Origin of the sequence: Bdellovibrio sp. KM01, from assembly GCF_013752535.1 — a bacterium.
Classification (GTDB): Bacteria; Bdellovibrionota; Bdellovibrionia; order Bdellovibrionales; family Bdellovibrionaceae; genus Bdellovibrio.
On the sequence record NZ_CP058348.1, the window covers coordinates 3,143,428 to 3,169,000 of the forward strand.

The following is a 25,573-nucleotide window of genomic DNA, read 5'->3' on the forward strand; positions in this document are numbered from 1 at the left end:
AGCGTTACAACCTAAAATTTTCACCGAGATAGAATTTACGAGCCAATTCAGAATTCGTGATTTCGTCAGCACTTCCGCTAACCTGAATCGCCCCGTCCTTCAGTATATAAGCATAATCGCAAATGCCCAAAGTCTCACGAACGTTATGATCCGTAATGAGAACTCCTATACCTTTGGCCTTAAGTTCGCGGATGATATTCTGGATGTCACCGACCGCAATCGGGTCAATCCCTGCAAAGGGTTCGTCCAGCAGAAGAAACTTGGGTTCACCCGCTAGTGCACGGGCAATTTCCACACGGCGGCGCTCACCACCTGATAAAGCGTAACCATAACTGTCGCGGATATGACCCACGCGAAGTTCAGAAATCAACAATTCCAGGCGCTCAGCTCTTTGGGCGCCGCTGAAGCCGTGCGCCTCCAAGGCCACGGTGATGTTCTCGGCCACTGTGAGTTTACGAAATATACTGGGTTCCTGAGCCAAATAGCTTAGTCCCACGCGAGCACGCTTATACATCGGCTCTTTAGTGATATCATCTTCATCCAAATGGATGGTGCCTTTATCAGGCTGAACGATTCCCACCACCATATAGAATGATGTCGTTTTACCCGCACCATTGGGTCCTAATAGTCCCACGACTTGGCCGGATTCGACGGAGAATGAAGCACCATCAACGACTTTACGCTTTTTGAAACTCTTGGAAATTTCTTTGATGGTCAGGATGCTCATTTTTCTTTGTTCTCCATCTTGGCACGTACTCTTTCAACCTTAACCTTTTTTCCGCCTTCAAGAAAGATGATTTCCTCACCACTCAGCTCGTCATTGTTTTGAATGACCTTCGGTTTCCCTTTGAAAACATACTTATTGGCAAGAAGGTCCAGGTTGACCACATCTGCCGTCGCAAATTTATCTGCGTCACTGACTTTCACACCACCCAGAACACTGATGGAACTTAACAGGTTGGCGCCTTTATCATATAGGAAACTTGCCTCGGGACCCTCGAGGCGCATGCCATCATAATTCATACGTACAGAGCCCAAAAATCTTGCCAAATTACTCTTACCGCTAAATTCAGCACCATCAGCAACCACTTCAAAACGCTTGCCGTCATTCATTGGTTTGGTCGCCGTCACTTTTTCTTTAATCAACATTTTAGACTGATCCACGAGAACTTGCATCGAACGTCCCTTAAGGACCATTCCCGCCCCCGTTTTATCGCGGGGACCTTCCATGTAGACATCTTCAGGGCTTTCAATCAGTCGTTTCACTGCGGAATAGGAAATGCCGGGTGTCTTGAAGACATAACCGTTTTCAGAGCGGGTCACGACATTACCTTTGATATTGAGGTCTTTCGAATTTGAATCGATCGTGCCCTCGTCACCTGTCGCTGTGAACTCAACTTTTTCTTTGTTATAGAAAAATACGCGGACTTTCTTAAGTTTCCAGTTGCCGCTGCCCTGACTGCCTTCAGCAGACTCAGAGAATAATTCCCAGTCACGTTGCCCCTTTTGGCTTTCCACCAAATGAACACCGCCCATCTTTTGCTCAGCAGTGGACTGTTTCTCTTTAGGGTCTTTACCCTGTTCTTCGAGCTCTTTTTTTCTTTTTTCTTGGAGTTCTATGCGAGCTTGAACTTTAGCGTCATCGTCATGTTCAAGTTTTTTGGGAAAGACAATAAGAACCTCAACGAACAATAAAACTAGAAGTACTGCAAAGATGAGGTTCTTGAACTTAGACATGGACCGATTCTACCCAAACTATTGGGTAGAAGTCGACTGGTTAGAGTTTTTGGTCACCGCGAAATTGATTTCGCCGGCACCTGCTTCCGTCACAGTGAACATAACCTTCTTCACGGTAAGGAAATCGATACCTTTATCGGCCTGAATCGTTACTTTGCTCCACGCATTAGCATCATCAGTTGTTTGACCTTTTGTTTGATCAACAGCATTTTTGATTCTGTTTTGCAGTTTTGCTTCGTAATCCGATTTGCTTTTTGCCAAAGCCAAAGTCAGCTGCTCTTTCAGTTTTGGAATATTCCAATCATCCGGACCGGCCGCCTGGATTTCCTCAAAAGTAGCCACAGTATCTTTATCAAGAACGATTTCTTTATTGGAAATCGTCACAACGTGGGCTGGCTTCAGCTCTTTAACACTGGATGCCTTTGGAAGAGTTACTTCTTTTGGCATATACAGGATGTCCCCTGTTGTATTGTAGTTTTGAAGAAGGAAGATAACCAGAACCGTAAACATGTCGACCATCGCTGTCAAAGACAGAACTGCCGTCACGCCACGTTTCCCTTTTTTCTTACTCAAAATATTATGATAGCGATGTCTCTCGCCCGGTCTAAAGATTGCCATTATTGAGGCGCTCCTGTTGCGACTGAAATCGCGCTAAATCCTGAGATCAGGCAATTATCCATCGCCTTGATCAATTGGTCGTATGGCAATTCATCAGCCATCGTCAGGATTGCATCCACTTTTTCGGGATAGATTTGTTTAACTCTTTGAAGTTGTGCAATGAGGCCCGCATCGTCAAATTGTCCGCCTTGCATTGGAAGACTGATGACTTGTTTCCCAACAGTTAAAACATAACCAACAGGCTTCACATCCACCTTCAACACCACATCCGCATTCGGAGGAGGAGTCGGACTTGGCTGAGTGTCGGATTTCTTACCGTACAAGGAACTTCCAATTTGAATCATAGAGATCTGAGTCCAAACGGCACTGATCAGGAGGAACGTAATAAGTACGCTCATCAAGTCGATGACAGGAACGAGATTCAACTCGATATTCTTCGCCCTGCCGCCTTTGCCACTCTCTTCTATGTGAGCCATGCTAAACCTCTAACTTTACCGTAAGTAATTAATCTCTGATCTTTTCTCTGTTAGCTACAACCAGATTCAAAAGACTCATGCTTGTCTCAACAACTTCGTTCTCTGTTTTTTGGATACGATGTTGGAACAAACCGTAAGCCACGATACAAACGATAGAAACCAAAAGACCGAACGCCGTACAATTCAAGGCATGCGAGATACCTTTTGAAAGTTCGATAGATTTAGTCGCTGGATCCGCCACCGCAACTGCACGGAAGGAACCGATCATACCGATGATCGTACCAAGTAGACCCGCAAGTACCGCGATGTTACCGAAAACTGCAAGGAAGGAAACCCAACCTTCAACTTTTGGCATCTCTCTCATAACTGCCGCATCCATCGCCACTTGAATTTCTTCATCCGGGCGTTTGTTCATTGCTTGCACAAGACCGGCTTTAACTGTGTTCGTCAAAGCTGCTGGGCGAGCATCGCAATAAGAAATAGCTTGGCGAAGATCACCAGCTACAACCATGCGGAAGATTTGATCTGTGAATTCCTTTTTGTCCACATTCAAATTTTTAAGTTTCATGATTCTGTCTACGATCACGATAATCGACATGATTGCGATCGCCGCGATGATGTACATCACGATACCGCCCTCAGAGAATGCGCGTTGTAGGAAATTCATGTTATCTGTCGTTGCAACTTGCACTGCTGCTTGAGTTGCTGCCTGGGTTGCTGCTGCTGCTGCGTCTGTTGGGTTCACGGAAACTCCTCCTGTAGAGTAACTTTATTAATTTTTTTAAACTTTAAAATCTATTGTTGGTTCAGAACGAATGGATAAGCTTCGATCACTGCCACGAGACCTGCTGGAGGTTCCGGGAATGTCCAACTTGCCAAACGATCTCTGATACAGTTTTCAACACCTTTATCTCCAAGTGTCGAACTCTTCACTTTCACATTGCGAGCCTGACCTTGCGCCACGATTTCCCACCCGAGGATAACTTTACCCTCTAGACGAGTGCCTTTGGCTTTCGTGTTCAAAGCTCTTTCGTAACAGCTCTTAACCTCATGAAGTTTCGCACGGATCACACGACGAATAGCTTCTTTGTCGATAGTCCCGTCGAAAGATTCTTCCATACCACCACCTTCGATTGCGACCTGAGATTTCGAACCGAAACCTTCAGAAGCACCGTAAGCGGATTGGCCTGACCCACGACCTTTGGTTCCGATACCCGCGATACCTTGTGTCGCTGTACCTTTACCGCCCGCACCTGAGTCTTTGAATTTTGAACCTAAATCATCACCGGCTCTGTTTTCATTGAAACCAGAAGTTCCCGTCGCTTTGTCGGCCATACCCAAAACTTCGCCCTGACCAGAATATGCCTGGTCAAGATTCTTTCTATTACCGCCACCACCGAAAGCACCAAACAATCCGACTTTAGAAAGGTCTTTGTTTTTTGACTGCGCGTTCGCACTGGCAGTCTCACCCATCTTAACTGCGCCACCTTGACGAGTTGATGTGAAAGTCTTTCTCTTGTCTTTGGTTTCCTTAGGAGCCACTTCACTTGCTTTAGCGGCAGTGGAAGCTTTTTGAGAAAGCTGAGGTTTGTTCTCAGGTTTTTTCTCTTGAGCTGCTTTGTCCTTATCGTTCACGACAACTTTCTTAGGAGTTGGTGTCGGAGTAGGCTGCTGTACCGGAGTGGGAGATGGCTCTGGTGGTTTCGGCGTTGGAGCTGGCGGAGGTGTTGGTTTCTTATCAAAGATAACCTGCGCAATACGCTGAACCTCTTCCTGCTTGTTTTCCTGCCAGTCTGGAGTTGTTGCAGAGATGTACAATGCAAGCAAACCCACGATCACCAAAGACATCACCAAGCCCGTCAATTCAGAACCTGAAAGCATCACAGAAGTAATTGGTACAACTGGAGCTTGCGGAACGAAACGAACGTACAAATGAATGTTGCCACCAGGTAAAGCCAGGCAAAGCATTTCATTTTGATCAACACGTACAGAATAACCGCCACCCGCTCTTTGCGCGCGACCGTTTTTCTCAAGATCTTCGATAGACACCAAACCTGTGGCGCCGACCATTTCAATCTTCATGTCAGCAGCAGTGTTTACTTTCAAGCCGCCAGCCATATCCAGAATTTGGAAGCCTCTTGGCATGATTCCTTCTGGAAGAGCGATGCTGTTTGGCTTGTCTTCACCCAGGTTCACATGAACGGATTGATTGCCTTTGAAATTGTACGTGTTCAGGATGCGTTCTTTCCACGCAACGATCACTTGAACAGTCGGACCTTTTCCAGGCTTCAGATATGTTTTCAAATCTTGAATTTCACTTGCAGGAGCGAAAGTCTTAACTTTCTTTTCCTTTTTAAATGAAACTTTGCCAGCACGAATCTCTGGACGAGTCGGCGCTGCCGCAGGTGTCGTCGCAGCAGGTGTCGCTGCCACTGGAGCCGCTACGACAGGAGTCACAACCGCAGCAACCGGAGGAGCTTTTTCATCGATCTTAGGGACTTCCGTTGGAATCGATACTTTTACTTCCTCTTTCTTGTCTGCTGCTGGCGGTGGCGGAGCAACCGGCTCTGCTTTTTGCACAACAGGTTCCGCAGGAGGAGGCGTTGGCGCCGCTGCTGCTGGAATCGAAGTCAAAGTTACGTCCTGAACTGGCGGCGGTGGCGCAACTGGTGCTGCTGCTGGAGGAGCTACCGGAGGCACAGCAACTGCTGCATCTTCCAATTTCTCTTCACCCGGAGGAGGACCTTTAGGTTTCGGCACGCCCAAGAAAAACACGATTTTAAATGGACCTACAGTCACTTCATCACCAGAAGCGATGCTTTCATCCAGAACAGCCTGGCCGTTTTTGAATGTGCCTGTTGAAGAACCCAAGTCACAGATGTAATAGCCAGCGTCCCGTCTTTCTAAAAGACAGTGAATTGGCGATACTCCATCACCATCAAGGTCGACGTGAACTTCTTCAGAGTGACCAATTACGATCTGATCTTGATCGAACTGTTTCACTCCAACAAGTTGGTTATCTTTAAAGATTCTGAATATTAACGGCGATCTCAATTACTACCTCGAACTCGCTGGATGTCTTCTGCTGATTTTCTCATCTCAGGGATGAAATTCTCTCTAAGTTTGATCAATCGTTTATAATTGAAATTCTTCTTTTGGAAGAGATACGACAACTCAGGCTTCTGAGTGCCCCCTTCAACCAATTCATCTTCGAAGTTAAGCGTTGCTTTACGCTCTTTTTTGGCAGCTTCTTGCGCATTTGCAAAACTACAAGCCAAGGAAATAAGTCCGAGCAATGATATGTATTTTAAAACTTGCAACATGATGCTACTCCCTCGAGGATTCACTTATTTTAAACCTGCTTTGGCCTTGTTCTCCAAAGCATTTATTCGATTACTCGACCCTGTTGGCCCACCTACAAACTTTAGTCTGCTTATAACTTCGAGCCCGTCTTTATATTTTTCCATTTTATCAACCAGAAGAATAGCATAGTTCAGCATTGCCTCGCGGTTGTTGCTGTCGTCTTTGACGACTTTCTTGTATAGGTCGGCGGCTTTGTCGTAACTTCCCGTAGCAGTTAAGGCGACTGCATAATTGTTCAACACGCGCGGATCACGCACGCCTTTGCTATAAGCAACCTCAAGCGCCAACAAACCTTTTTTATAGTCTTTTTCCTGAACATAAATCGAGCCAACGTTTGCGGATGCAACTGGATCAAGACCATTGACTGACAATGCCTTCTTGAATGATTTGATCGCTTCACGTCTCTCATTTTGGGCCAATTGAACGACTCCAAGATTTGAATAGAGTTCGGACATGTTCGCATTTGCTCCAATTGCCTTGCTTAAAAGGTAACGGGACAAATCAAAACGGCCTTTTTTGAAGTGGTACATCGCCAGCGCATTCAAGGCCCTTGCATCACTTCCATTTTGCGCCAGGATATCCGTCGCCGCACGATAGATACCTTCGTCATTTTGTGTCTTAATGGCATTATTCAGGTTCGAATATTGAGACGATGCCACTGGAGCCGGTTTAACTTCCGGCTCGTCATGTTTCGCGGCCTTTGGTGCTTCATCTTCGTGAGCCGGAGTTGGAGCATCAGAAACGCCCTCCATCCCCATAGAATCTTCAGAGCTTTGATTCGCTGTCGGAGCAGAAGAACAAGCAGCAATAAAAAGGACTGTTAACAATAGATACTTTTTCATTATTGACCCATCCAATTCACCAGACGAAGTTCAGAGCCAACTTCACCACCGTTATAGTAGTTCACTGGATCTACTTTGCTCATATAATCCAAAGCCGCGCGGTAGGCGTCGTTGTAGGCTTCAAGTTCCCACGCACGATCCACGCAGGCTTTATAACTGTCTTTGGCTTTGCCGTTAAACGGAGCCGCAAACTGTTCAACACCCGCTTTGTACTGTTTTGTCTCTTCTGCATTCAGACCTGCTGGAAGTGGAGCATTGATGATCGTTTGAGCCATATTCGAATTCGCATCGCCCAACAACGCCAGAGAACTTACTACTTCTTCAGCACTGTCGTACTTGATCACGTCAACCAATTCACCAGAAAGCTTTGTCAACAAGCCGATCTTTTTATCAGCCGCCGCTTTTTGTCTTGCCGGATTGTTCGGGAACGTAACTGCGCGCATTTCTTTGAAAGTCATCAAAGCATCCGCAAATTTTAGCTTAGCAGCGTAAGAAGCACCTGGGCCCTTTTTGTTTGGCGCAAATCTTCTTTGAATCGCCAATGTTTTGCCAGCCCATTCTTTGGAGCGTGTGATCGCGCCCACTTCTTTGGACAATTCATAAACCCAGTAAGCACTTTCCACGACTTTTTCCTGATCACGACCACCCGTTTCTACATATTCCATGTAGTTACGGATTGCCGCACCCTTTTGATCTGCCTTACGGTGGATCGTCGCGATGCTATACAGAACTTCCACGTTCTCGCTGCGTTTCTTGTTCATTTTTGTAAATTCAGTGTAAGCACGAATCGCTTCATCCCCACGTCCTAAAGCTTCATAAAGAACTGCGGCATTAAACATCAAGTTCGGAGAAAGAGGATCTTTGGGAGCTTCCTGTGCAAGTTGCTTGTACAGTCTTGCTGCTTCCTCAAACTGCGCGGAATCTTGATACTGTTTTGCCAAGAAGCGACGAACCTTAGGTCTCAACTTTTCAGCTTCTGGATCTTTCGATGCCAATACACCTTTATAAGCCGCGATGGCCAAACCATTTTGTCCGGCGCGCTCATAGTTGATACCCGCGTTGTACATCGCTGTCGTCGCCAAGTTGGAAGTCGGATTTGCCTTCGCGAAAGCCTCGTAAGCTTGAGCGGATTCGGCAAAACGCTTTTGACCTTCCAGATCCTGACCTTTTTTGAACGAAGCCTTTTCCATGATACCGCGGATGTCCTTACCCACCGGAGAAGCTGCGATTGAAGGTACGGATAACATTTCTGCTCCGACTTTCTCCAGACCCGCATAGTCTTTCTTCAAGTTGTAAATATCCAGGATCAAGTTCGCTGAGTACTCAGAGTACTTGGATTTAGGATTGTTCTTAACGATATCGCGGAACACTTTAACTGCTTCATCGAAATGATTCGATTGGTAATACAAGCGACCGATACGGAATTTAATTTCCGGAGTCTTTTCAGATTGCGGGAATTTGCTGACGTACCAAGTGCCTGCTTTGATAAAGCGATCCACTTTTGGATCCAATGGGATCGGATCCAAAGAGTTTCCGACACGTTTTTGCATCTCTGCGTCTGTCGGAATCGTTTTCTCAACTGCCAAGATCAAGTTCTGTGCTGCTTTTGGATAAAACTTGCTTGTCGGAGCTTTCTCAGCAACCCATTGGTATTGCACGAACGCTTCATCGTAGCGTTGCATATCGTATAGCAACTCCCCGTAGTAGAAGTGCATATCGCCAATAACCGGAGAATCACCGAACTCAGCCAAATAAAGTTTATAACCTTCGTTGGCTTGGGTTTGAGAGAACTGCGCACGAGAGTTTTGAGCCGTCTGATGCTGTTGCAAGATATAGTTACGCAAAGTTGTTTCGCGCAATTTATATGAACTGTCCATCAGCTCTTTGTTTTTATTATTAGCCGCAAACCAGTCGCTGCCTTTACCGTAGTCTTTCACCCAGCCATAAAGTTCGTCTTTAAAGCGAGATGTGTTCTTCGCATAAAAGAAGTTCTGTACGATTTGGTACTGGAACTCGAACGATTTAGGCGATGTCGGGTTACGTGCGATCAGGAGTTTAAAGATCTCACGAGATGCATCCTTATTACCACGAGCTTGATACTGATAAGCCAGCTTTTCAAGATACTGATCGCTGCCTTGGCCAATCAAACCATCGAAATAGTTTGCAGCGTTAGCAGGGTCACCACCCTCAGCATAAAACACAACCAAGTCACGCATTGCTTCGCCTTCTAGACGAGTGCGGTTAACCGCTTTACCGGCAACTTGTTCGGCTTCTTCCTGACGGCTGCTTTTAATGATGTATTCAAGATAGGCAAGGCCTTGTTGGACTTTGCCCAAACGGAACAAACACCAACCGCCTTTGTACATGGCGAATGTATGCAAACGGTGTTTCTTTTGCTTAATTAAGAATGTGTATTCTCTGTAAGCATCAGCCCATTTTTCATTTTCAAAGTAATATTCGCCCAAAGCGAAATGCGCTTCACCCACATACGTGGAATTTGGATAGCGTTTCGTTAGGTCTTCATAGAACTGGGCACCTTTTTTAACGTCGCCCAACTCAAAATAGTTATACCCTAGGAAGAACAATGCCTGAGGCATTTTTTGATCTTTAGGGAAGTCACGTTGGAACCATTCATATAATTGTACGGCTTTACGATTGTAATCGCGGGCTTCTTCCAACTCCAAAACCGGCTTACGGTTGGTTTTCTTTTCCTGGAAGGCGCGAAGTTTCGCATCGTACTCATCCTGTTTGCGGGAGTCTACGATGCTGGATTTTTCAACGTACAGCTCTGCCAAACGCAGCCACAATTCACCGCGGTTAGGGCTGGTTTTGAATCGTTGAGTCAGTTTGTAAAGCTCTTGAATCTGTTGGTCCAAAAGTTTTTCATACTGAGCTTTTTGATCACCACTTTTCGCGCGAGACTGCATGATTTCGGACGAACGTGGCGGCTTTACAGCCGAAAGATTAACTTGATTGCCCTGGGTTGCGAATCCCATGTTGGCAGTCGGAAGTGCCGTGGAATCTTTTTTAACCTTGGCATTTTCACGGTCAGCTTGAGCTAACAACTCACCGACAGTTCTTGCACGAGAAGGCGCAGCCGCCGGAGCCGCCGCAGGTTTCGCTTTTCCCTTTTTAGGAGGAGCTGCATACACTGGCGCGACAGAACCTGTAACCAGTGTCGTGACTAAACTTGTAACAAGAAGCTTGTGCCTATTAAATTTCATAGTTCCTACTCGCAACTTTGTTTGCCCAGATAGTGATAGTTACCGATTTCATCCAACCAGAACTCACCTTGGAACGGATAGTATTGGAAGCCATTTTCGATATAGAACTTACGGTTCACGTTATCGTCAATTTGCTCGCCAAGATCTTTACCAGCGATTTTCTTTTTAACAGTTTCTTTTCTTCCGTTGATCATTTCGTAACGGATGAAACCCGCTTGTTCGTATAGATCATGAAGCTCTGTGCGCATGTTCAACAAATGCACTTTCATCATGTCGCCGATTGCCAGCTTGGTATTTTTCGAACGATTTGCCAGGATCTTTAAAGAGTACTGACCCAAAGCAGATGCACGGAATGTCGGACTGCCTTCCACGCGAGATTTTTCCTGGTTCAAACGAGCCAGATAGTTCATCGCACGTTTCACGTCACCCTGATCCATGATATTACGAAGAACAATGTACGGAAGGTGAAGATTCGCAGACTTATCAGTCGTCTTGATGATTTTAGCTTTCTCAAGCTCCTGATAGTAGTACGTGTTGTCGTTCGTGCTCTTGATGAAGTTACCAATTTTCGCACGCACCGGACCATAAGTCGTCTCGAACAAGTTCAAGACCTTTTCCATCTCGTCGTACTTACAGATATAGAGGTATACGATCGAGCGCAAAAGTAAACTCTCCGGCATATAAAAGTCTTCATAATATGCCGAGTGGAGAGTTTGGAAGTTACTCATAGCTGAACGGAAACGAGCCGCACGAAGCATTGCCCATGACTGTTCAAAGATTGCATCATGCCATGCCAAAGTATCACGAGGGACCTGAGAATATGCTTCGATAGCTGCATCCCAGTCTTTCTTTTGATAGTAAGCACGGGCCAAAGCCAATTGCGCTTGAACTTTATTCGTATCAGTCACCGGAGCTGCCGCACGCGCATCAATCATGTTTTGGAAAACAGTGATGGCCGCCGGCACTTCATTGGATTCAAGTTCTGACAAACCACGATTGTACAACGCCTGGAAGTAGTAAGAGCTGTTCGCACCCACACGACTGAACATATCGATCGCTTTTGGATACTCTCTATTACGACGTTGGATTTCACCTAGGCGGTAGTAAACCATGTCTTTCTGACTTGCCGGGATAGAATTCAAGTCCACGCGAGAGATCGCGTAGTTCATAATCGTATCATCGCCCAATCCATCGGCCACGATCGCCAGTTTTTCGATTGCTGGTTTAGAGTAGCGTGGATTACCGGAACGAATGACATCCACGAATTGGAAAGCTGCAGTTTGATAAAGTTTCAACTGCATCAACATTGTACCCAGGATGTATTTAATCTGCGGACGTTCCGCTGCCAACTCCGGCTTTCTTGCCAAAGTGAACAGATTGTTGGCTGCTGCTGCATACTGACCGTTTTGAGCCATTTGCAAAGCTTTAGACAATTGCTGTTTAGCATTCGGTGGCGCCACCGCTCTACGCTGTTGCGTTGGAGCTTGAGCCGCACGTTTTGCAGGAGCAGCTTTTTTCGTCTGCGCCTCTGATACGGCTGGCGTAACCATACTTGTTGCGATCAAGAGTAATAGTAGTTTTCTCATCGGTATGTTGCCTCCGGAAAGAACCAGCTCACGCCTACAGTTAAGAACAAGTTGTTAAAGCTGTTATTAGACTTGTGGGATCCAATAACATTGCCACTTCCATCTTTTTCTTTGATGGTTACGTTGGCATTATAGAAATTCCAGCTGAAGTCCCAACGGAATGCCACGGACTTCGTCAAAGAAAAGATTTGTCCAGCAGCCACGTGGATCGTTCCAGAACTTTCACCTGTGGATGTTTCAGTCATCCCGTAACCACCCGAGAAATACAGGTCGAAAGGAATGATACGATTATTGAACCAAGTCATTTTACCGTAAATAGGCGACCACATAAGATCGGCACCGATATAAGATTTCGGATATGCCAAGCTTTCAGTCGAAACACCATTGTTGGATTCTAGTTCACGAGTCGATTCACGTTGTGCTGTCGTCAAACCAAAATAGTTCAACTCGACACCCCAAGATTCAGTCAGGAAGTAGCCAGCCTTAAGAACTCCACCCATTGTATTAAAGAATGGGTCATTCGTTACGATGGTACCGCCACCAAACAATTCGAAACGGCCTGTTTTAGGCATGAATCTTTTTTGAATGATCGAGATCTCTTGAAATGGCGCAAGATTCGCAAGGCCTTTAAAGTCAGTGACATTCTTTTCATCATCACCAGCATAGTTTTTTGCTGCTGCTGAATTTTCGATTGTCTGCCTTTTGGGAGCCGAGCGGTTTACTTCTGTTTCAATGCTGTCAACATCATCACCGCTACCCATATCCTGAGCTTTTGACAAACCCGGAGTCAGCATTGCGGAGATCAGTAAGAATGCGAAAAGTTTTTTGTTCAACATCTTTCAACCTCGCTTAAAACAAGTAAGACAAACCAACATCGAGGTTTGTAGTGTAAGTGAGTCTGTCTTCAAATGAATCTTTTGAAGGTTTTGTAGGAACGCTTGGCTTCAAAGCCGGATTGAATGGAATCGGCGCTTGATTCATATAAAGTCTCAAATCGAATCTCAATGCCCACTGAGAAGTGAAATAGAATTTTTGTCCCAGGCCAAGTGCCAACGCCGGATAAGCTTTGTTTTCAAACTTAACCATTCCCAACGCCGCCGTTCCGAACAATTGGGTATTGATCACAGTGGCTTTGGTTAAACTCATCTTTCCATAGAATACTTTTAGATTGTAATCCGCCATCAAAGTCATTTCCGGCTTTGGTGCGTAGTTATAGTCCAAACCGTATTCCGTGTATAACTGCTTGGCATATGTGGATAAGCCCGATGAGTTTTTCGCGAACAAGAAACCTATGGCGTGGTCTTCATTCCAGTTGTAATACGCGGACAATCCGAATTTACTGACGTCGTAAATCGGTTCTGTCAGCGCCATACCATAGAACAAGTTCGCATCGATGCGACCCGCGGTAACAACACGACGGTTTTTAACGCTCACCGATTTATCAAAGATCGGGAGTACAGATTCTTTTGCCAGTTCTTCTACTGGCAACTCGACCAACTCAGCTGCGAAAGCTGTTTTATGCAGAAGCAAAGCTGCACCAATGATGATCAAGGCTTTCAAACCATTCTTTAGCATGAATTACCTACCTGAGGAAAAGGCCCCATATTTATAAATGTAATCACAAACTTCACGTACTGCTCCGCAACCACCGGGCCGCTTCGTCACGTAATCTGCAATCTCAATCACTTCATCAACTGCTTCAGGAACTGTGGCTCCGAAGGACACTGCTTGCAAAAGTGGGATATCGAAAATGTCGTCCCCCACATACGCCATCTCATTTGGTGAGATGCCGGATTCTTTTTGCAGCTGTAAGAAAGAAGGCTCTTTGTCGAGAGCACCTTCGTAGAAATAATGAATACCCAGGGACTTTGCGCGAGCTCGCACATCCTCTGCCTTTGTGCCAGTGATGACGGCGATCTTATAACCCGCTTCTGTCAAACGTTTGATGCCAACGCCATCGCGGATGGAATAAAAACGGCGCCACTCGCCGTTTTCAAACCAGATCCTTGTGTCGGTCATGACACCGTCGACATCGAGCACCAACATCTTGATATTTTTAAGTTTTGATATTTCTACTGCCACGAAATCATTGTGGGAAATTATTACAAGAGGAGCAAGTGTCGCACCCCGATACAAGACCTTTGTCCCACTGGATGAAGGTCTGGAATGATCTCTTTACCGACAGAATTTTGTTAAAGGTAACAACAAACCTGCGCTAAAGTATGTTCCCTTTGCGCGAACTGGACCAATGCAAATGTGAATGTTAATGGACAGTGATGAGCAGATTTACTGCAAAGAATATTCGATGGGAATTTCAAGTTTTGCTGAAGTCTGAGCAAATTCACTCGGCAATGGTTTGTACTTTCCAATGCCAGCAATCAAACTTTTCGCAGCCTCATTCAAACGATCGAAAGCCGTGCCCTGCTTGATTTCTACAGCAGTGATAGTGCCATCATTTTGAACCGTAAACTCAACCAATACTCGGCCGCTTTCACGCAGGCGTTTCGAAGTAACCGGATAAACTTTGCGCCCTTCAATAAGAACTCGCAGTTCATACAAATAGCGCTCTTTAACCGAAGCCAGACGATTTCCATTGGCTTCACCCAGTGGGCCTGAAGTCAGATTTCCATCTGCATGACCCAAAGTTTTCGCTCCGCCAGTTTCAGCAGCTTGTTGCGGTTGCACTTCGACCTTTTTCTTCTTTTGAGTGACAGCGATATCGCCAGCATCGTGCAAAACCGGAGCGGCTATTCTTGGAACTGACTGAACAGGCGAAGAAAAAGAATCGAACTCCACAACAACGGCGCCACCCTTTTTATAAGATCCAAATGGCGCTAAAATTTGAGGCTTCATTGCAACGATAGACATCCCCGCAAACACCGCTAGGTGCAGGAAAAGAGAGATAGCAAATGGGGGTAATTCTCTAATTTTTAAGTTCAAGAAAAGCCTCTTAAGATAACTATAGCAGAGGTGTATTGGACGCCTCTTAAAAAGTCACCTCACATGGACCTAAATGAAAACCAAAGGAAAAATGGGAGCGGGGCTTCGGCCTGAAACCCCGTTTAATTAGCGTACACGCGCTTTCAACAAATCCTGTACGTGGATGATACCGACCGGCTTCAATGGCTGAGGGGATTCTTTATCCATTACAAACAACATATTGATCTGGAATTGCTCCATCACAAACAAGGCTTTTTCAGCGAGTTCATTCTTATCAATCGTACGAGGATTCGTGGTCATCAAATCTTTTGCCTGCCCCGTGAAAGGATCATTCGATTTATCCAGACGACGACGAATCTGCCCATCCGTAATAACTCCGACCAAATCACCTTTATCATCGACAATGCCAGCGGCACCGCGCACGTCTTTGTGAGTCATGATAGCAAAGACTTCTTTCAGCGGAGCATTCAGTCCCACTGTCGGCAAAGCCTCCCCAGCATGCATTACATCTTTCACCCGAGTCAAAAGACGATACCCCAGGCTGCCGCCCGGATGGAATTCGGCAAAGTCAGCAGAGCTGAATCCTTTTTCCGCCATCACACACATCGCAACCGCATCACCCATCGCTAATGTCGCCGTACTGCTGGCTGTTGGAGCCAACCCCAATGGGCAGGCTTCTTCAGAAACCGCAACATCCAAAGTGAACTTGGCAGCTTTAGACAATGAAGAGGACGGTTTACCCGTCAAGGCGATCAAAGGAATACCTTTGCGGGCAACGAAACTCAATACACCTGAAAACTCTGGGGACTCGCCACCGTAGGACAACGCCATAATCACGTCGTCATTTGTGACCATGCCCAGATCTCCGTGATTACCTTCAGCAGGATGTAAAAACACAGCCGGCGTTCCCGTTGAGGAAAACGTACTCGCCAATTTGCGGGCGATTTGACCGGATTTACCCATACCCGTCACGACCAGTTTGCCTTTACAGCCCACAATCAATTTTACGACTTGTTCGAAATCAGCACCGATACGCGGTTTAAGAGCCAATACGGCTTGCGCCTCGACTTCTAAAACCTTCAATGCTTGCTCAGTCAATTTTGACATATTTGGTCCTATTTATTCTTCAAACTAGCTTTAACAAAATGAACAAACAACGGATGCGGTGCCAGTGGCTTGGATTTGAATTCAGGATGGTACTGAACCGCCACAAACCAAGGATGATCCGGAAGTTCAACAATTTCAACCAGATCGCGCTCTTTACAAATACCCGAAGCGACCATGCCGTTCTTTTCAAATAAAGCTTTAAACTTATTATTAAACTCAAAGCGATGACGGTGACGTTCCGTGATGTGCGTAGCTTTGTACACTTGGGATGCCTTGGTATTAGGTGTGATAGCACATGGGTAAGCACCCAAGCGCATAGTACCGCCTTTATTAACCAAACCACGTTGTTCAACCATAGAATCGATCACGAAGTTGCCGTTGCGTTTATTTTCCGCATGGAACTCGCGGCTGGTAGCATCTTTGATACCGCACACATTACGAGCAAATTCGATCGCCGCGAGCTGCATTCCAAAGCAAATACCAAAGAATGGTTTTTGTTTTTCACGCGCATATTTAATCGCTGTGATTTTTCCTTCCACTCCGCGAGTACCAAATCCGCCTGGCACCAGGATGCCGTCGACTTTACCCAAAAGAGAATGAACGGTCTTATCTGTCACTTTTTCAGAATCGACATAGATAATTTCCACGCGAGCCTTGTTAGCAACCCCGCCATGCACCAAAGACTCATGCAGGGATTTATAAGCTTCTTTAAGCTCAACGTACTTACCAACGACGCCAATTTTAACAGTTACATCTGGATTCGCCAAAACGTTGACCAGATTCTGCCAGCCTTTAAGATTCAAACGCTGCGGTTTTAATCCCAAGCGCTCAACAATCAATTCATCCAGTTGCTCTTTGTGCAAAGCCAACGGAACTTCGTAAATGAACTTGCTGTCTTGAGCGGCCACGACATGATTTGGTTGCACGGAACAGAACAAGGCAATCTTGCCTTTAAGGTTATCGTCGATATGTTTTTCACTGCGACAAACCAGGAAATCCGGCTGCAAACCGATCATGCGCAACTCTTTCACCGAGTGCTGAGTCGGTTTTGATTTCAATTCGCCGGCGGCCGCGATGTACGGAACGTAAGTCACGTGAACCAAAACAGAATTTTCCATTCCGACATCGATACGCATCTGACGGATGGCTTCCAGGAACGGTTGAGATTCAATGTCCCCGACAGTTCCGCCGATTTCAACCAGGATTAATTCACTGCCTTGAGCCGCTTCATAAATACGTGCTTTGATTTCTTCCGTGATATGCGGAATCACTTGCACAGTGCCACCCAGATAATCACCGCGACGTTCGCGTGCGATCACCGTGTCGTAAATCTGCCCTGTGGAAACTGAGTTTGAGCGATTCATCACAGCAGATGTAAATCGCTCATAGTGCCCCAAATCCAAATCTGTTTCCGCACCATCTTCAGTTACAAATACTTCCCCATGTTGAAACGGAGACATTGTACCCGGGTCGACATTCAGGTACGGGTCGAATTTCATGATTGTGACTTTGTGCCCGCGAGCTTCTAACAGAGCTCCCAGACTTGCCGCCGTCAGACCTTTACCGATGGATGAAACCACCCCGCCCGTTACAAAAATAAATTTTTGCTTCAGGGATTTTTTCGTGGATTTTGCTGTCGAAACTTTTGTGGTCGCAACAGTCTTCTTAGTTGCTTTCACAGATGTAGATTTTGCTTTTTTTGCCATTATTTCCTCTGACTTAAAACTTTATCCAATTTTTCAAGATCTTCGGGAGTATCCACCCCGATACTTGCTTCTTTCACACGCACGACTTTGATCTTTGCTCCAAGATACAAAGCGCGCAATTGCTCCAGACTTTCTGCTTTTTCAATCAGCGCCTGAGGAGCTTCGCAGAACTGCTGCAAAAACTTTTTCGAATATGCATACATGCCGATGTGTTTTAGGCAGCCAGAATAATCTTCAAGCTCGCTGGCCTTGATACGAGAATACGGCATGGGGAAGCGGCTAAAATACAAAGCCTCATCCTTGATATTCATCACGACTTTTACAGAATTAGGATTTTGCAGCTCTTCTTCAGAAATAGGATGAGCGAGAGTCGCCATATCCATTTTAGAATCATCAACGAAAACTTGAGCCAGACGGTCAATCAACTCACCCGTCACCAACGGTTCATCACCCTGGATATTCACCACCACATCACAATCAATATTTTTGATCGCGGCGTGAATACGGTCACTGCCTGAGGGCAGACTGCTGTCGGTCATCACGACCTTCGCACCCACAGCTTCTGCTGCAGCTTTGATAAGATCATCATCTGTCGCGACAATCAGGTCTGTTAAAAGTTTTGATTTCTTGGCGCCTTCAATGGTCCATTGGATCATCGGACGGCCTTGAAGAAGTGCGAGCGGCTTTCCAGGAAAGCGCGTGGAAGCGAATCGAGCTGGGATTACACCAACTATCTTCATGCTTTAATCCAATTGGCGTAAATATAGTCTTCCACTTCTTCTTGACCGGTTTTCTTGATAGCCGACGTTGCAAAGACGGCGCTCAAACCTGTTTCTTTTTTAATTTTATTAACTGCTTGAAGCATTTGTGAGCGAGACATTTTATCTGCCTTCGTCAACACCACCGCCAAGGGGAAGCCCTGAGTTTCAGAGAAACGACGAAGAAGTTCTTCATCCTCGCTCCAGGAACGACGGATATCCATGACCAGAATCAAACCCGCCAGGGATTCGCGTGAGTTCAAATAGACTTCGATCATTTTATGCCAGTCGCGAATCTCATCTCCCGAACGAGCCGCAAATCCATAACCCGGCATATCGACAAGAACGAAAGAATCCATATCAAAGAAATTCAACAGGCGAGTTTTACCTGGCGTCGAACTGACCTTGGCGATTTTATTTGTCGCTAAACCATTAATAAATGAACTTTTGCCAGCATTGGATCTACCTGCGATCGCCACTTCAGCTTTTTTGTGGACGGGGTAGTCTTTCTCTAGAACGGCGCTTTTAATGAATCTGATCTGTTTTGGCATAACGTAGGCTACCAATAAATAAGCCGATGCTCAATTCTCAATTCTTGGAAAGCTATCTTAGGCCCAATACATCATGGCCCCAAAACAGCCCCGGCGATCACTTATATTCGAATTGAGCCCTGGCGAGGCCCTTGCTCTAGAAATCCTCGCGAAGGAGAAAATCATGAACCAAGCTTTACTAAAACACATGGGTGAAAACCCGAAAACCTATCAAGTCAGTGACTTTCTGACAGTCGGCAAAGACGCCCAATGTCAGATTCAAATCTTCGGAGAAGAACTCGCCGAGCGCCACTTTAGAATCGAGCGCCGCGAGCAAACCTACTACATCCGAGACCTTAGAAGCCCCCAGGGAACCTATCTAAATAATGCCCGTATTATGGAAGCGATCCTACAAGAAGGCGATATTATCCGCGCCGGCAGTCAGGAACTTTTATTTACCTATAAAACCGGCGAGGAATCTTCGGAATTTCCTTTAAAAAGTAAAAACGAAGTTTGGAATGAAGAATTGCAAAGTCTTCGTCACGTCGCCGTCACTGAATTCCCTGTCCTTATTCTTGGTCCTTCCGGGACCGGCAAAGATGTTATTGCTCAAGCCCTGCACAACGAAAGCTTGCGCAAGAACGCAAACTTTATGAGTGTGAATTGCAGCGCTTTAAGTGAAACGTTGATCGAGTCCGAACTCTTTGGTCACGTGAAAGGCAGCTTTACTGGTGCTATTTCTGATCGTAAGGGGGCTTTTGAAGCCGCCCGTGGCGGAACTTTGTTCCTGGATGAAATCGGTGATCTTTCCTATGCTCTGCAAGCGAAACTCTTGCGAGCACTGGAAAATGGCGAAATTCGTCCGGTGGGAGCAGACCGCAACATCAAAACTGATGTGCGAATCATCGCTGCCACTCATCAAAGCTTGCCTGAAAAAATTCGTGAAGGTGCTTTCCGTGCCGACTTGTATTTCCGTTTGAATGTCGTGACAGTGACCCCGCCCGCACTGGTTCACCGCATGGAAGACTTTGAAGACCTGCTTTACATGTTTGCTAAAAAAATGCGCGTGCGTTTTTCATTTGGCGCCATTGCCCGTCTGAAAAAGCATCCATGGCCAGGTAATATCCGTGAATTGAAAAATCTGGTCACACGCACGGCGGCCCTTTATCCTCGGGAGCATATCGAAGAGAAACATATCGAAAAGCTTCTGGATAAAACGTTGCTGACTCCGACTGAAGCCGAGTCCACCAACGATATTCCTGTAATTAAAGAGATTGAAAAACAAATGATCATCAAACGTTTGACGGCCAATCGTGGCAATCAACGTCGCACAGCTGCTGATTTAGGAATGCCCAAATCCACTCTGCACGATCGCTTGAAATACTATAATATCAAGGTGGAAAACTTTAAGGTTTAATGACGGCGGTTTTATAAAAGATCCTGCGCACTTTACCCTTGGTCAGGATCTTATTGATTTCTTTGCGAAGGCGTTCGCACAACATCTGCTTGCCTTCGGCCGAAGACAATTGATCGTAATTCATATCCTCAACGACTCTTAAAAACAAATCTTTCACTTCAGGCTCGCGGTCTTTAATTTCAACGACCACGTCGGCGTCCGTGCCCTCGACATAAAACTCCAGGGCGGCCATCGGGTTCGGGCCTGACTGTGAAGACTTACGAATGTTCGCAAAAATTCTTTGGGTACTAAAAATATTCTGAGCCACGCGAGTGGAGTCATAAAAAGGCTCCACTTGAGTTGCTTCGAAGAATTCCTTTTTATCGGCCCAATCTTCCAACGTTGGCAAAAACAATTCTTCTTGGTGAGGGATCAGTTTGTTGTTGGCGATTTTATATAGAACGACTCCGCCGATACCTGTTGCGATCAACAAAACCACCACTCCCAGCTTTTGCATCAGAGAGAATGTTTTGAAAGTCGCACCCAGCTCGCCAAGCCAGCTTTTAATGCTTCCTAAAACTTCAATGAGCCCATGTTTTAAGTTAGGCCCCAGATTCTTTAAGAAATGAATCGTTTGTTCTTTGGTTTTACGCCACGTCAGACGCAAAGCCATGTGTTGCAGGCGAACGTAGTACGAAATACGCGGCAAGAACGGCAGAAATTTTACTAATTTCTTGCGCCAGCCTTCTTGGCGATTCCAGTACTTTACTTCATCTTCAATTTTATATTCGAGATCTGATTCTTCAATAACGATGGGATTTGAAGGATCATCCGGACCGATATTTTTAAGAGATTTGGCGAACTCGGGATCCTCTTTTTCCAAAATAGAATCCAAAGATTCCAGCGACAAAAGATCTTCCGAACTTTCCTCTTCTGGTGAATCCTCAGGTTTTTGCGACTCTACTTTGGTCGGGTTTTCGTTTTCAGCCAATGATTGCTCCCAAGACGATTGTAAGAAAAGAACCAAATACCCCGCAAGAACAATTTATAAACAAGCCCTCATCCAGTAGAATAAAACCTTAGGAGTTCATTCATGAGAGTATTGTTTGTCGTATCTGTTTTGGGCTTATCATTGTCTGCTTGTACAGGTTTTCAAAGATCCGCGAATAGCGGCTACGGATCCTCATCCGATTATACTTCTCGAGACTCCCGCGATATCATCCGCGACCGCTCGGTTCGTCAAACCGCCTATGAGTTGGGTAAAGACCCCGGCAATCTTAGTGCCAGCGACATTCAAGAAATCCAAGATCGCAATACTGTCCGCCAAATGGAGCGAACTCTGCGTTCAAACAAGGAAAAAGAGCAGTATTCACGCATCTTGCCTTGGTTGCAGTCCGATGCCGAAAAGGTAGAGTTCCTATCGATTCCGTCGATTGAGGGACGTCAGGTTTGGATCAATAAAAATAAAATTTGGAGCCGCTCCACAGCTCCAAGCCAAATGAAAGATCTGGTAGAAAACCAGGATATCGCCGTTGGCATGCCACAGGAATACGTGAAAAAATCCTGGGGTGAGCCGACATCAGTCGATGTCTCAGGAAATCCAATCTATAAAAACGAACGCTGGCGCTATGAACGCCAAAGCTCGACCTCTTCGGGCTACCGCAAAGAAACCCGCTTCGTCTACTTCGAAGGCGGCCGCGTCGTCGGCTGGGAAACTCAATAATTAGTGCGCTTCGTCCCAGTTGTCACCGATTGCATAGTTCACTTTAAGAGGAACGCGTAGCTGAGCGATGTTTTCCATTATGCTCACAAGTTGTGGTGTCATTTTTTCCAGATTTTCGGTGAAATCCTCAAAGATCAATTCGTCGTGCACTTGCAATAGCATGCGCACGGGAACCGTTTTATTCACTTCGATCATGGCCTTTTTCACCAAGTCGCTGGCTGTTCCTTGTATCGGAGAATTGATAGCTGCGCGCTCGCCGAATTTCTTAAGCATGGCATTACCCGATTGAAGTTCGTCGATGTAGCGGCGGCGGCCGAACAGTGTTTCGACGTAACCTTTTTCATGGGCGAGCTTGATCGTGTTATCGATGTACTCACGGACGTTTTTAAAGCGCGTGAAATAGCGATCGATAATATCTTTACCCTCGGTGCGGGAAATACCCAAAGTTTCTGCCAATCCGAACGCACCCTGGCCGTAAGCGATACCAAAGTTCACAGCTTTGGCTGTGCGACGATGTTCTGCATTCACGTCCTTCAATGGAATATTGAAAATTTCTGCCGCAGTCGCCGCATGGATGTCCAAGTCATCCGCGAAGGCTTTGCAAAGATTTGGATCTTCGGAAATATGGGCCAGAATTCTTAACTCAATTTGCGAGTAGTCCACTGACAATAGTTTCATACGAGGATTTGCAATGAACGCTTTACGCACCAACTGCCCCCGAGGCGTGCGGATCGGAATGTTCTGCAAGTTAGGTGAGGTACTGGAAAGACGACCCGTCGTCGTCAATGCCTGATTAAAGCTGGTATGAACACGGCCGTCTTTGGCATGTACCATCGCTGGTAAGGCATCGACGTATGTTGATTTAAGCTTGGAAAGCTCACGCCACTGCAGAACCAACTTCGCAATGGGGTGCTCAAGGGCTTCTAGAACATCTTCACCTGTGGAATAACCCGTTTTCGTTTTCTTACCAGCAGGCAGTCCCAGTTTTTCAAACAGGATCACGCCCAGCTGTTTTGGACTGCCGACATTAAAGGTTTCACCAGCTTGCTCATGAATCTGCTTTTCCAAAACTTCGATTTCTTTTTCAAGTTCTTTACTTAAGTTGTGCAAAAGATCCGTGTCGATGCGAACGCCCAGGTTTTCCATGCTCAAAAGAACTTTGACCAAAGGAAGTTCCAGATCACGGAAAACTTTTTCACCATGGATCTCGTGAAGCTTTTTATCCAATGTTTTAGCAAGGTGCAGGTGTGCATTGTATGTCTGACTTGGAGAAGCCATTTCTGGCAAAGCCTCCCCCATGTGTTTTTCATAGACCTTGCCAAAGTCCGAAGTGTCAGAGGCTTTCAAAACATAAGCTGCAAGCATGGAATCCCAATCAGCCACGGGATTCTTGGAGCCGATTTTATGCCATAGATCTTTTAAATCGAAGCCCTTCCAATTAACTTTGAAAGTGTCCGTTAACTTACCCAGGAACTCAGCGTCGGAGACATTGATGATATCAGAATCAGTTCCAATGAAAACGCCTCTGGCATCAGTGAAGCCCCACAAAGGTTGATTCGCGGCAAACATTCCTGCGAGGTCCTTTGTGGAAAGAGTTTTTTCATTAAATTCTTTCGTCTGATGTTCGGCCAACATTGGTGTCGCCATCGCATCAGGAGCGGCCGCCGGCGTTGCAGCTTCAGCATAATAAGCCTTACCGGCTTCAGCAGGCGTCATCGGTGCAGATCCGGCCTCACCGAAAAGATTTTTTTCGAATGTTTTAAAATTGAATTCACGCAAGTAAGCGCGAAGCTCGTCGTCTTTGCGCGGACGCAGGCGATAGCTTTCGATATTGTGGTCTACAGGAATTTCTGTCGCAATGGTCACCAATTTTTTAGAAAGGAAGGCCATTTCTTTGGCATCGATCAATTTCTGCTTAATGCTTTTGCCTTCGACCTTGTCGATGTTTTCGTAAATGTCTTCAAGATGCTTAAACTGCTCTAAAAGTTTAATCGCACCTTTTTCACCGATACCTTTGACCCCCGGAATGTTGTCCGAGGTATCACCGACGATCGCAAGGTAATCAATAAACTGGTCAGGACGCACGCCCCACTTTTCAAAGACTCCCGCAGAATCATAACGATGATCTTTCATGGTGTCGTAAAGGATCACACCGTCTTCGATCAACTGGCCAAAGTCTTTATCGCCACTGACAATCACGACTTCAACGCCGTTCTTTTTACCAACTTTCGCTAACGTCCCAATAATGTCATCGGCTTCATAACTTGGAATTTCCAAGGCAGGAATTCCCAGAATATCGGCAAGTTGTTTGATGTAAGGAATTTGTACCGCAAGATCTTCGGGCATTTCTGAACGATGGGCTTTATATTCCACGTACATATCATGACGGAAGGAAGGCTCTTTACGGTCATAACAGAAAACCATGTACTCTGGTTTTTCTTCCTTCATGAGTTTGGTAACCATGGAGATAAAACCGTAGATGGCATTAACGGGCATGCCCTTAGGAGATGTCAGCTGTCTAATCGCAAAGAATGCGCGAAAGAACATCGAGCTGACATCAATAAGATAGATTTTTTTCATAAGACTCTCCCGTAATTTGCAGTTCAAAAAACTACAACGGGAGAGTGCGAATGTCGATTATTCTAAGTCTGCTTTGACGCGTGAAAAATCAACTTGATCAAGTGCTTGCTTATCACACTCGTTTTCACAAGCTGGAGTAAAGCGAACTTGGTCAGAGCACTCATCTGCTTGACGATGAATCAGAGCTAATTCGCCCTTGATGTGTGAGTTGAACAGCAATTCGCCTTGACCTTCTTCCCACGATTCGATTTCTGTTAACTCACACTTTAATCTGCGAGCCATATCAGAACGGCTCCAGCCAAGACGAAGGCGAAGCGCGCGAAGAGTGTCTTTATTCCATTCATTTGAGTTTTCGAACATAACCGTAAACCCCCGGTATCACTTCAAAATAGATTTGAAATAGAGTTGAGATACTATTGCTAGTATACCCGAGAGACATCAAATAACGATTCGCGTTAGGCTATTGTTCAGGGAAAACGAAAACTAAATCGTGTTCGCCAGCCAGGTCTAATTTATCGCGAGCCTGGCGTTCGATAAACGCTGGATCTTTGGCCTGCTTGAGCTGGACTTCGAGGTCAAGTGTGGCTTTTTTGCTATCATTGATCTCAGTTGAGATTCTGTCGAAATCTCTATGCAGTCCCCATAGGCGCCACAAGTTACCGTTTAGAACGATAGATACCCCGAAGATGAGCATGCAAATGAATGCGACTCTTCCTGGGTGATTTAATAGTCTTCTTAGGCCCACGGCAAAACGAGAATACGACATACAAAAAGTCTAATTTCGCTCTTTGCTGCTGGGTAGTCCAGATCGTTCTTCTTCGAACGTTCTGATCTTTGCCTGACGGCCTTGGGGGTATGTGCTTCTTGGGCACACCGTCCGTGGTTCATCGCCGCCCGCTTCGCGGGTTCGCGCATCGTGCGCCGGCGAAGGCCCGGCGAATCACATACCCCCAAGTCCGCCAGTCAAAGCTCAGAGTGCTCGGAGAA

The 25,573-nt window shown here is 45.9% G+C and carries 24 protein-coding genes; 2 read left to right on the forward strand and 22 right to left on the reverse strand.

What is annotated here, in order from left to right; all coding sequences use genetic code 11:
• Positions 1-4: 4 nt before the first annotated feature.
• The 18 genes from lptB to yihA form a co-directional block, all read right to left on the reverse strand.
• The gene (lptB, locus tag HW988_RS15190; RefSeq protein WP_181605041.1) at positions 5-727 is read right to left on the reverse strand and encodes an LPS export ABC transporter ATP-binding protein; all 723 of its coding nucleotides are present in this window, start codon (positions 725-727) and stop codon (positions 5-7) included.
• Positions 724-1,737 (reverse strand): LPS export ABC transporter periplasmic protein LptC, encoded by a 1,014-nt coding sequence (gene lptC, locus HW988_RS15195; RefSeq protein ID WP_181605042.1) that lies wholly within the window; start codon positions 1,735-1,737, stop codon positions 724-726. The genes lptB and lptC overlap by 4 nt, the downstream gene beginning before the upstream one ends.
• 18 nt (positions 1,738-1,755) lie before the next feature.
• Positions 1,756-2,355, reverse strand: coding sequence for a biopolymer transporter ExbD (locus HW988_RS15200; protein ID WP_181605043.1), 600 nt, complete (start codon positions 2,353-2,355; stop codon positions 1,756-1,758).
• On the reverse strand, positions 2,355-2,831 hold the full coding sequence (locus HW988_RS15205; RefSeq protein WP_142701326.1) for a biopolymer transporter ExbD: 477 nt from the start codon (positions 2,829-2,831) through the stop codon (positions 2,355-2,357). Before HW988_RS15205 ends, HW988_RS15200 begins: the two co-directional genes overlap by 1 nt.
• 28 nt (positions 2,832-2,859) lie before the next feature.
• A complete protein-coding gene (locus HW988_RS15210) occupies positions 2,860-3,576 on the reverse strand; it encodes a MotA/TolQ/ExbB proton channel family protein (protein ID WP_255490047.1) in 717 nt (238 codons plus the stop codon).
• A 50-nt stretch (positions 3,577-3,626) separates the two neighbouring features.
• On the reverse strand, positions 3,627-5,885 hold the full coding sequence (locus HW988_RS15215; protein ID WP_181605044.1) for an AgmX/PglI C-terminal domain-containing protein: 2,259 nt from the start codon (positions 5,883-5,885) through the stop codon (positions 3,627-3,629).
• The gene (locus tag HW988_RS15220; protein WP_142701328.1) at positions 5,882-6,154 is read right to left on the reverse strand and encodes a hypothetical protein; all 273 of its coding nucleotides are present in this window, start codon (positions 6,152-6,154) and stop codon (positions 5,882-5,884) included. The genes HW988_RS15215 and HW988_RS15220 overlap by 4 nt, the downstream gene beginning before the upstream one ends.
• A 24-nt stretch (positions 6,155-6,178) precedes the next feature.
• On the reverse strand, positions 6,179-7,036 hold the full coding sequence (locus tag HW988_RS15225; RefSeq protein ID WP_181605045.1) for a tetratricopeptide repeat protein: 858 nt from the start codon (positions 7,034-7,036) through the stop codon (positions 6,179-6,181).
• Complete coding sequence (locus HW988_RS15230; RefSeq protein ID WP_181605046.1) at positions 7,036-10,260, reverse strand: tetratricopeptide repeat protein; 3,225 nt, start codon at positions 10,258-10,260, stop codon at positions 7,036-7,038. Before HW988_RS15230 ends, HW988_RS15225 begins: the two co-directional genes overlap by 1 nt.
• Positions 10,261-10,265: 5 nt before the next feature.
• Positions 10,266-11,846 carry a lipopolysaccharide assembly protein LapB gene (locus HW988_RS15235; protein WP_181605047.1) on the reverse strand — a complete coding sequence of 527 codons (1,581 nt, stop codon included), beginning with the start codon at positions 11,844-11,846 and terminating at the stop codon, positions 10,266-10,268.
• Positions 11,843-12,682, reverse strand: a complete 840-nt coding sequence (locus tag HW988_RS15240) for an outer membrane beta-barrel domain-containing protein (protein ID WP_181605048.1) — start codon at positions 12,680-12,682, stop codon at positions 11,843-11,845. Before HW988_RS15240 ends, HW988_RS15235 begins: the two co-directional genes overlap by 4 nt.
• 13 nt (positions 12,683-12,695) lie before the next feature.
• Positions 12,696-13,421, reverse strand: coding sequence for an outer membrane beta-barrel domain-containing protein (locus tag HW988_RS15245; RefSeq protein WP_142701333.1), 726 nt, complete (start codon positions 13,419-13,421; stop codon positions 12,696-12,698).
• Between the two features lie 3 nt (positions 13,422-13,424).
• A complete protein-coding gene (locus tag HW988_RS15250; RefSeq protein ID WP_181605049.1) occupies positions 13,425-13,928 on the reverse strand; it encodes an HAD family hydrolase in 504 nt (167 codons plus the stop codon).
• A gap of 204 nt (positions 13,929-14,132) precedes the next feature.
• Complete coding sequence (locus HW988_RS15255) at positions 14,133-14,699, reverse strand: energy transducer TonB (RefSeq protein ID WP_181605050.1); 567 nt, start codon at positions 14,697-14,699, stop codon at positions 14,133-14,135.
• Positions 14,700-14,912: 213 nt separating this feature from the next.
• Positions 14,913-15,893 (reverse strand): SIS domain-containing protein, encoded by a 981-nt coding sequence (locus HW988_RS15260; RefSeq protein WP_181605051.1) that lies wholly within the window; start codon positions 15,891-15,893, stop codon positions 14,913-14,915.
• A gap of 8 nt (positions 15,894-15,901) precedes the next feature.
• Positions 15,902-17,506, reverse strand: coding sequence for a CTP synthase (locus HW988_RS15265; protein WP_181607825.1), 1,605 nt, complete (start codon positions 17,504-17,506; stop codon positions 15,902-15,904).
• A 92-nt stretch (positions 17,507-17,598) separates the two neighbouring features.
• The gene (gene kdsB, locus HW988_RS15270; RefSeq protein ID WP_181605052.1) at positions 17,599-18,339 is read right to left on the reverse strand and encodes a 3-deoxy-manno-octulosonate cytidylyltransferase; all 741 of its coding nucleotides are present in this window, start codon (positions 18,337-18,339) and stop codon (positions 17,599-17,601) included.
• Positions 18,336-18,908 (reverse strand): ribosome biogenesis GTP-binding protein YihA/YsxC, encoded by a 573-nt coding sequence (gene yihA, locus HW988_RS15275; RefSeq protein WP_142701338.1) that lies wholly within the window; start codon positions 18,906-18,908, stop codon positions 18,336-18,338. The genes kdsB and yihA overlap by 4 nt, the downstream gene beginning before the upstream one ends.
• A gap of 163 nt (positions 18,909-19,071) precedes the next feature.
• Here yihA and HW988_RS15280 point away from each other — a divergent pair, with 163 nt between their 5' ends.
• Positions 19,072-20,304: a sigma 54-interacting transcriptional regulator gene (locus HW988_RS15280; protein WP_255490048.1), complete on the forward strand. Its 1,233-nt coding sequence runs from the start codon at positions 19,072-19,074 to the stop codon at positions 20,302-20,304.
• On the opposite strand, the gene fliL is transcribed toward HW988_RS15280, so the two are convergent.
• The gene (fliL, locus tag HW988_RS15285; protein ID WP_255490049.1) at positions 20,294-21,274 is read right to left on the reverse strand and encodes a flagellar basal body-associated protein FliL; all 981 of its coding nucleotides are present in this window, start codon (positions 21,272-21,274) and stop codon (positions 20,294-20,296) included. The genes HW988_RS15280 and fliL overlap by 11 nt on opposite strands.
• 102 nt (positions 21,275-21,376) lie before the next feature.
• On the opposite strand from fliL, the gene HW988_RS15290 reads away from it, so the two are divergent.
• A complete protein-coding gene (locus tag HW988_RS15290) occupies positions 21,377-22,006 on the forward strand; it encodes a hypothetical protein (RefSeq protein ID WP_181605053.1) in 630 nt (209 codons plus the stop codon).
• Here HW988_RS15290 and polA read toward each other — a convergent pair whose 3' ends face one another.
• The 3 genes from polA to HW988_RS15305 form a co-directional block, all read right to left on the reverse strand.
• A complete protein-coding gene (gene polA / locus HW988_RS15295; RefSeq protein WP_181605054.1) occupies positions 22,007-24,586 on the reverse strand; it encodes a DNA polymerase I in 2,580 nt (859 codons plus the stop codon).
• 57 nt (positions 24,587-24,643) lie between these two features.
• On the reverse strand, positions 24,644-24,946 hold the full coding sequence (locus HW988_RS15300) for a helix-turn-helix transcriptional regulator (RefSeq protein ID WP_181605055.1): 303 nt from the start codon (positions 24,944-24,946) through the stop codon (positions 24,644-24,646).
• A gap of 100 nt (positions 24,947-25,046) precedes the next feature.
• Positions 25,047-25,280: a septum formation initiator family protein gene (locus HW988_RS15305; RefSeq protein ID WP_255490050.1), complete on the reverse strand. Its 234-nt coding sequence runs from the start codon at positions 25,278-25,280 to the stop codon at positions 25,047-25,049.
• Positions 25,281-25,573 lie beyond the last annotated feature (293 nt).

Bases quoted from the DNA above. Each gene is read 5' to 3' on its own strand.
- HW988_RS15225 (WP_181605045.1), bottom strand. From the start codon at position 7,036: ATGAAAAAGTATCTATTGTTAACAGTCCTTTTTATTGCTGCTTGTTCT.
- HW988_RS15260 (WP_181605051.1), bottom strand. From the start codon at position 15,893: ATGTCAAAATTGACTGAGCAAGCATTGAAGGTTTTAGAAGTCGAGGCG.
- polA (WP_181605054.1), bottom strand. From the start codon at position 24,586: ATGAAAAAAATCTATCTTATTGATGTCAGCTCGATGTTCTTTCGCGCA.
- HW988_RS15220 (WP_142701328.1), bottom strand. From the start codon at position 6,154: ATGTTGCAAGTTTTAAAATACATATCATTGCTCGGACTTATTTCCTTG.
- HW988_RS15300 (WP_181605055.1), bottom strand. From the start codon at position 24,946: ATGTTCGAAAACTCAAATGAATGGAATAAAGACACTCTTCGCGCGCTT.
- HW988_RS15280 (WP_255490048.1), top strand. From the start codon at position 19,072: ATGAACCAAGCTTTACTAAAACACATGGGTGAAAACCCGAAAACCTAT.
- yihA (WP_142701338.1), bottom strand. From the start codon at position 18,908: ATGCCAAAACAGATCAGATTCATTAAAAGCGCCGTTCTAGAGAAAGAC.
- HW988_RS15235 (WP_181605047.1), bottom strand. From the start codon at position 11,846: ATGAGAAAACTACTATTACTCTTGATCGCAACAAGTATGGTTACGCCA.
- HW988_RS15200 (WP_181605043.1), bottom strand. From the start codon at position 2,355: ATGGCAATCTTTAGACCGGGCGAGAGACATCGCTATCATAATATTTTG.
- HW988_RS15290 (WP_181605053.1), top strand. From the start codon at position 21,377: ATGAGAGTATTGTTTGTCGTATCTGTTTTGGGCTTATCATTGTCTGCT.
- HW988_RS15230 (WP_181605046.1), bottom strand. From the start codon at position 10,260: ATGAAATTTAATAGGCACAAGCTTCTTGTTACAAGTTTAGTCACGACA.
- HW988_RS15240 (WP_181605048.1), bottom strand. From the start codon at position 12,682: ATGTTGAACAAAAAACTTTTCGCATTCTTACTGATCTCCGCAATGCTG.
- HW988_RS15205 (WP_142701326.1), bottom strand. From the start codon at position 2,831: ATGGCTCACATAGAAGAGAGTGGCAAAGGCGGCAGGGCGAAGAATATC.
- lptC (WP_181605042.1), bottom strand. From the start codon at position 1,737: ATGTCTAAGTTCAAGAACCTCATCTTTGCAGTACTTCTAGTTTTATTG.
- HW988_RS15245 (WP_142701333.1), bottom strand. From the start codon at position 13,421: ATGCTAAAGAATGGTTTGAAAGCCTTGATCATCATTGGTGCAGCTTTG.
- HW988_RS15305 (WP_255490050.1), bottom strand. From the start codon at position 25,280: ATGCTCATCTTCGGGGTATCTATCGTTCTAAACGGTAACTTGTGGCGC.
- lptB (WP_181605041.1), bottom strand. From the start codon at position 727: ATGAGCATCCTGACCATCAAAGAAATTTCCAAGAGTTTCAAAAAGCGT.
- HW988_RS15255 (WP_181605050.1), bottom strand. From the start codon at position 14,699: ATGAAGCCTCAAATTTTAGCGCCATTTGGATCTTATAAAAAGGGTGGC.
- kdsB (WP_181605052.1), bottom strand. From the start codon at position 18,339: ATGAAGATAGTTGGTGTAATCCCAGCTCGATTCGCTTCCACGCGCTTT.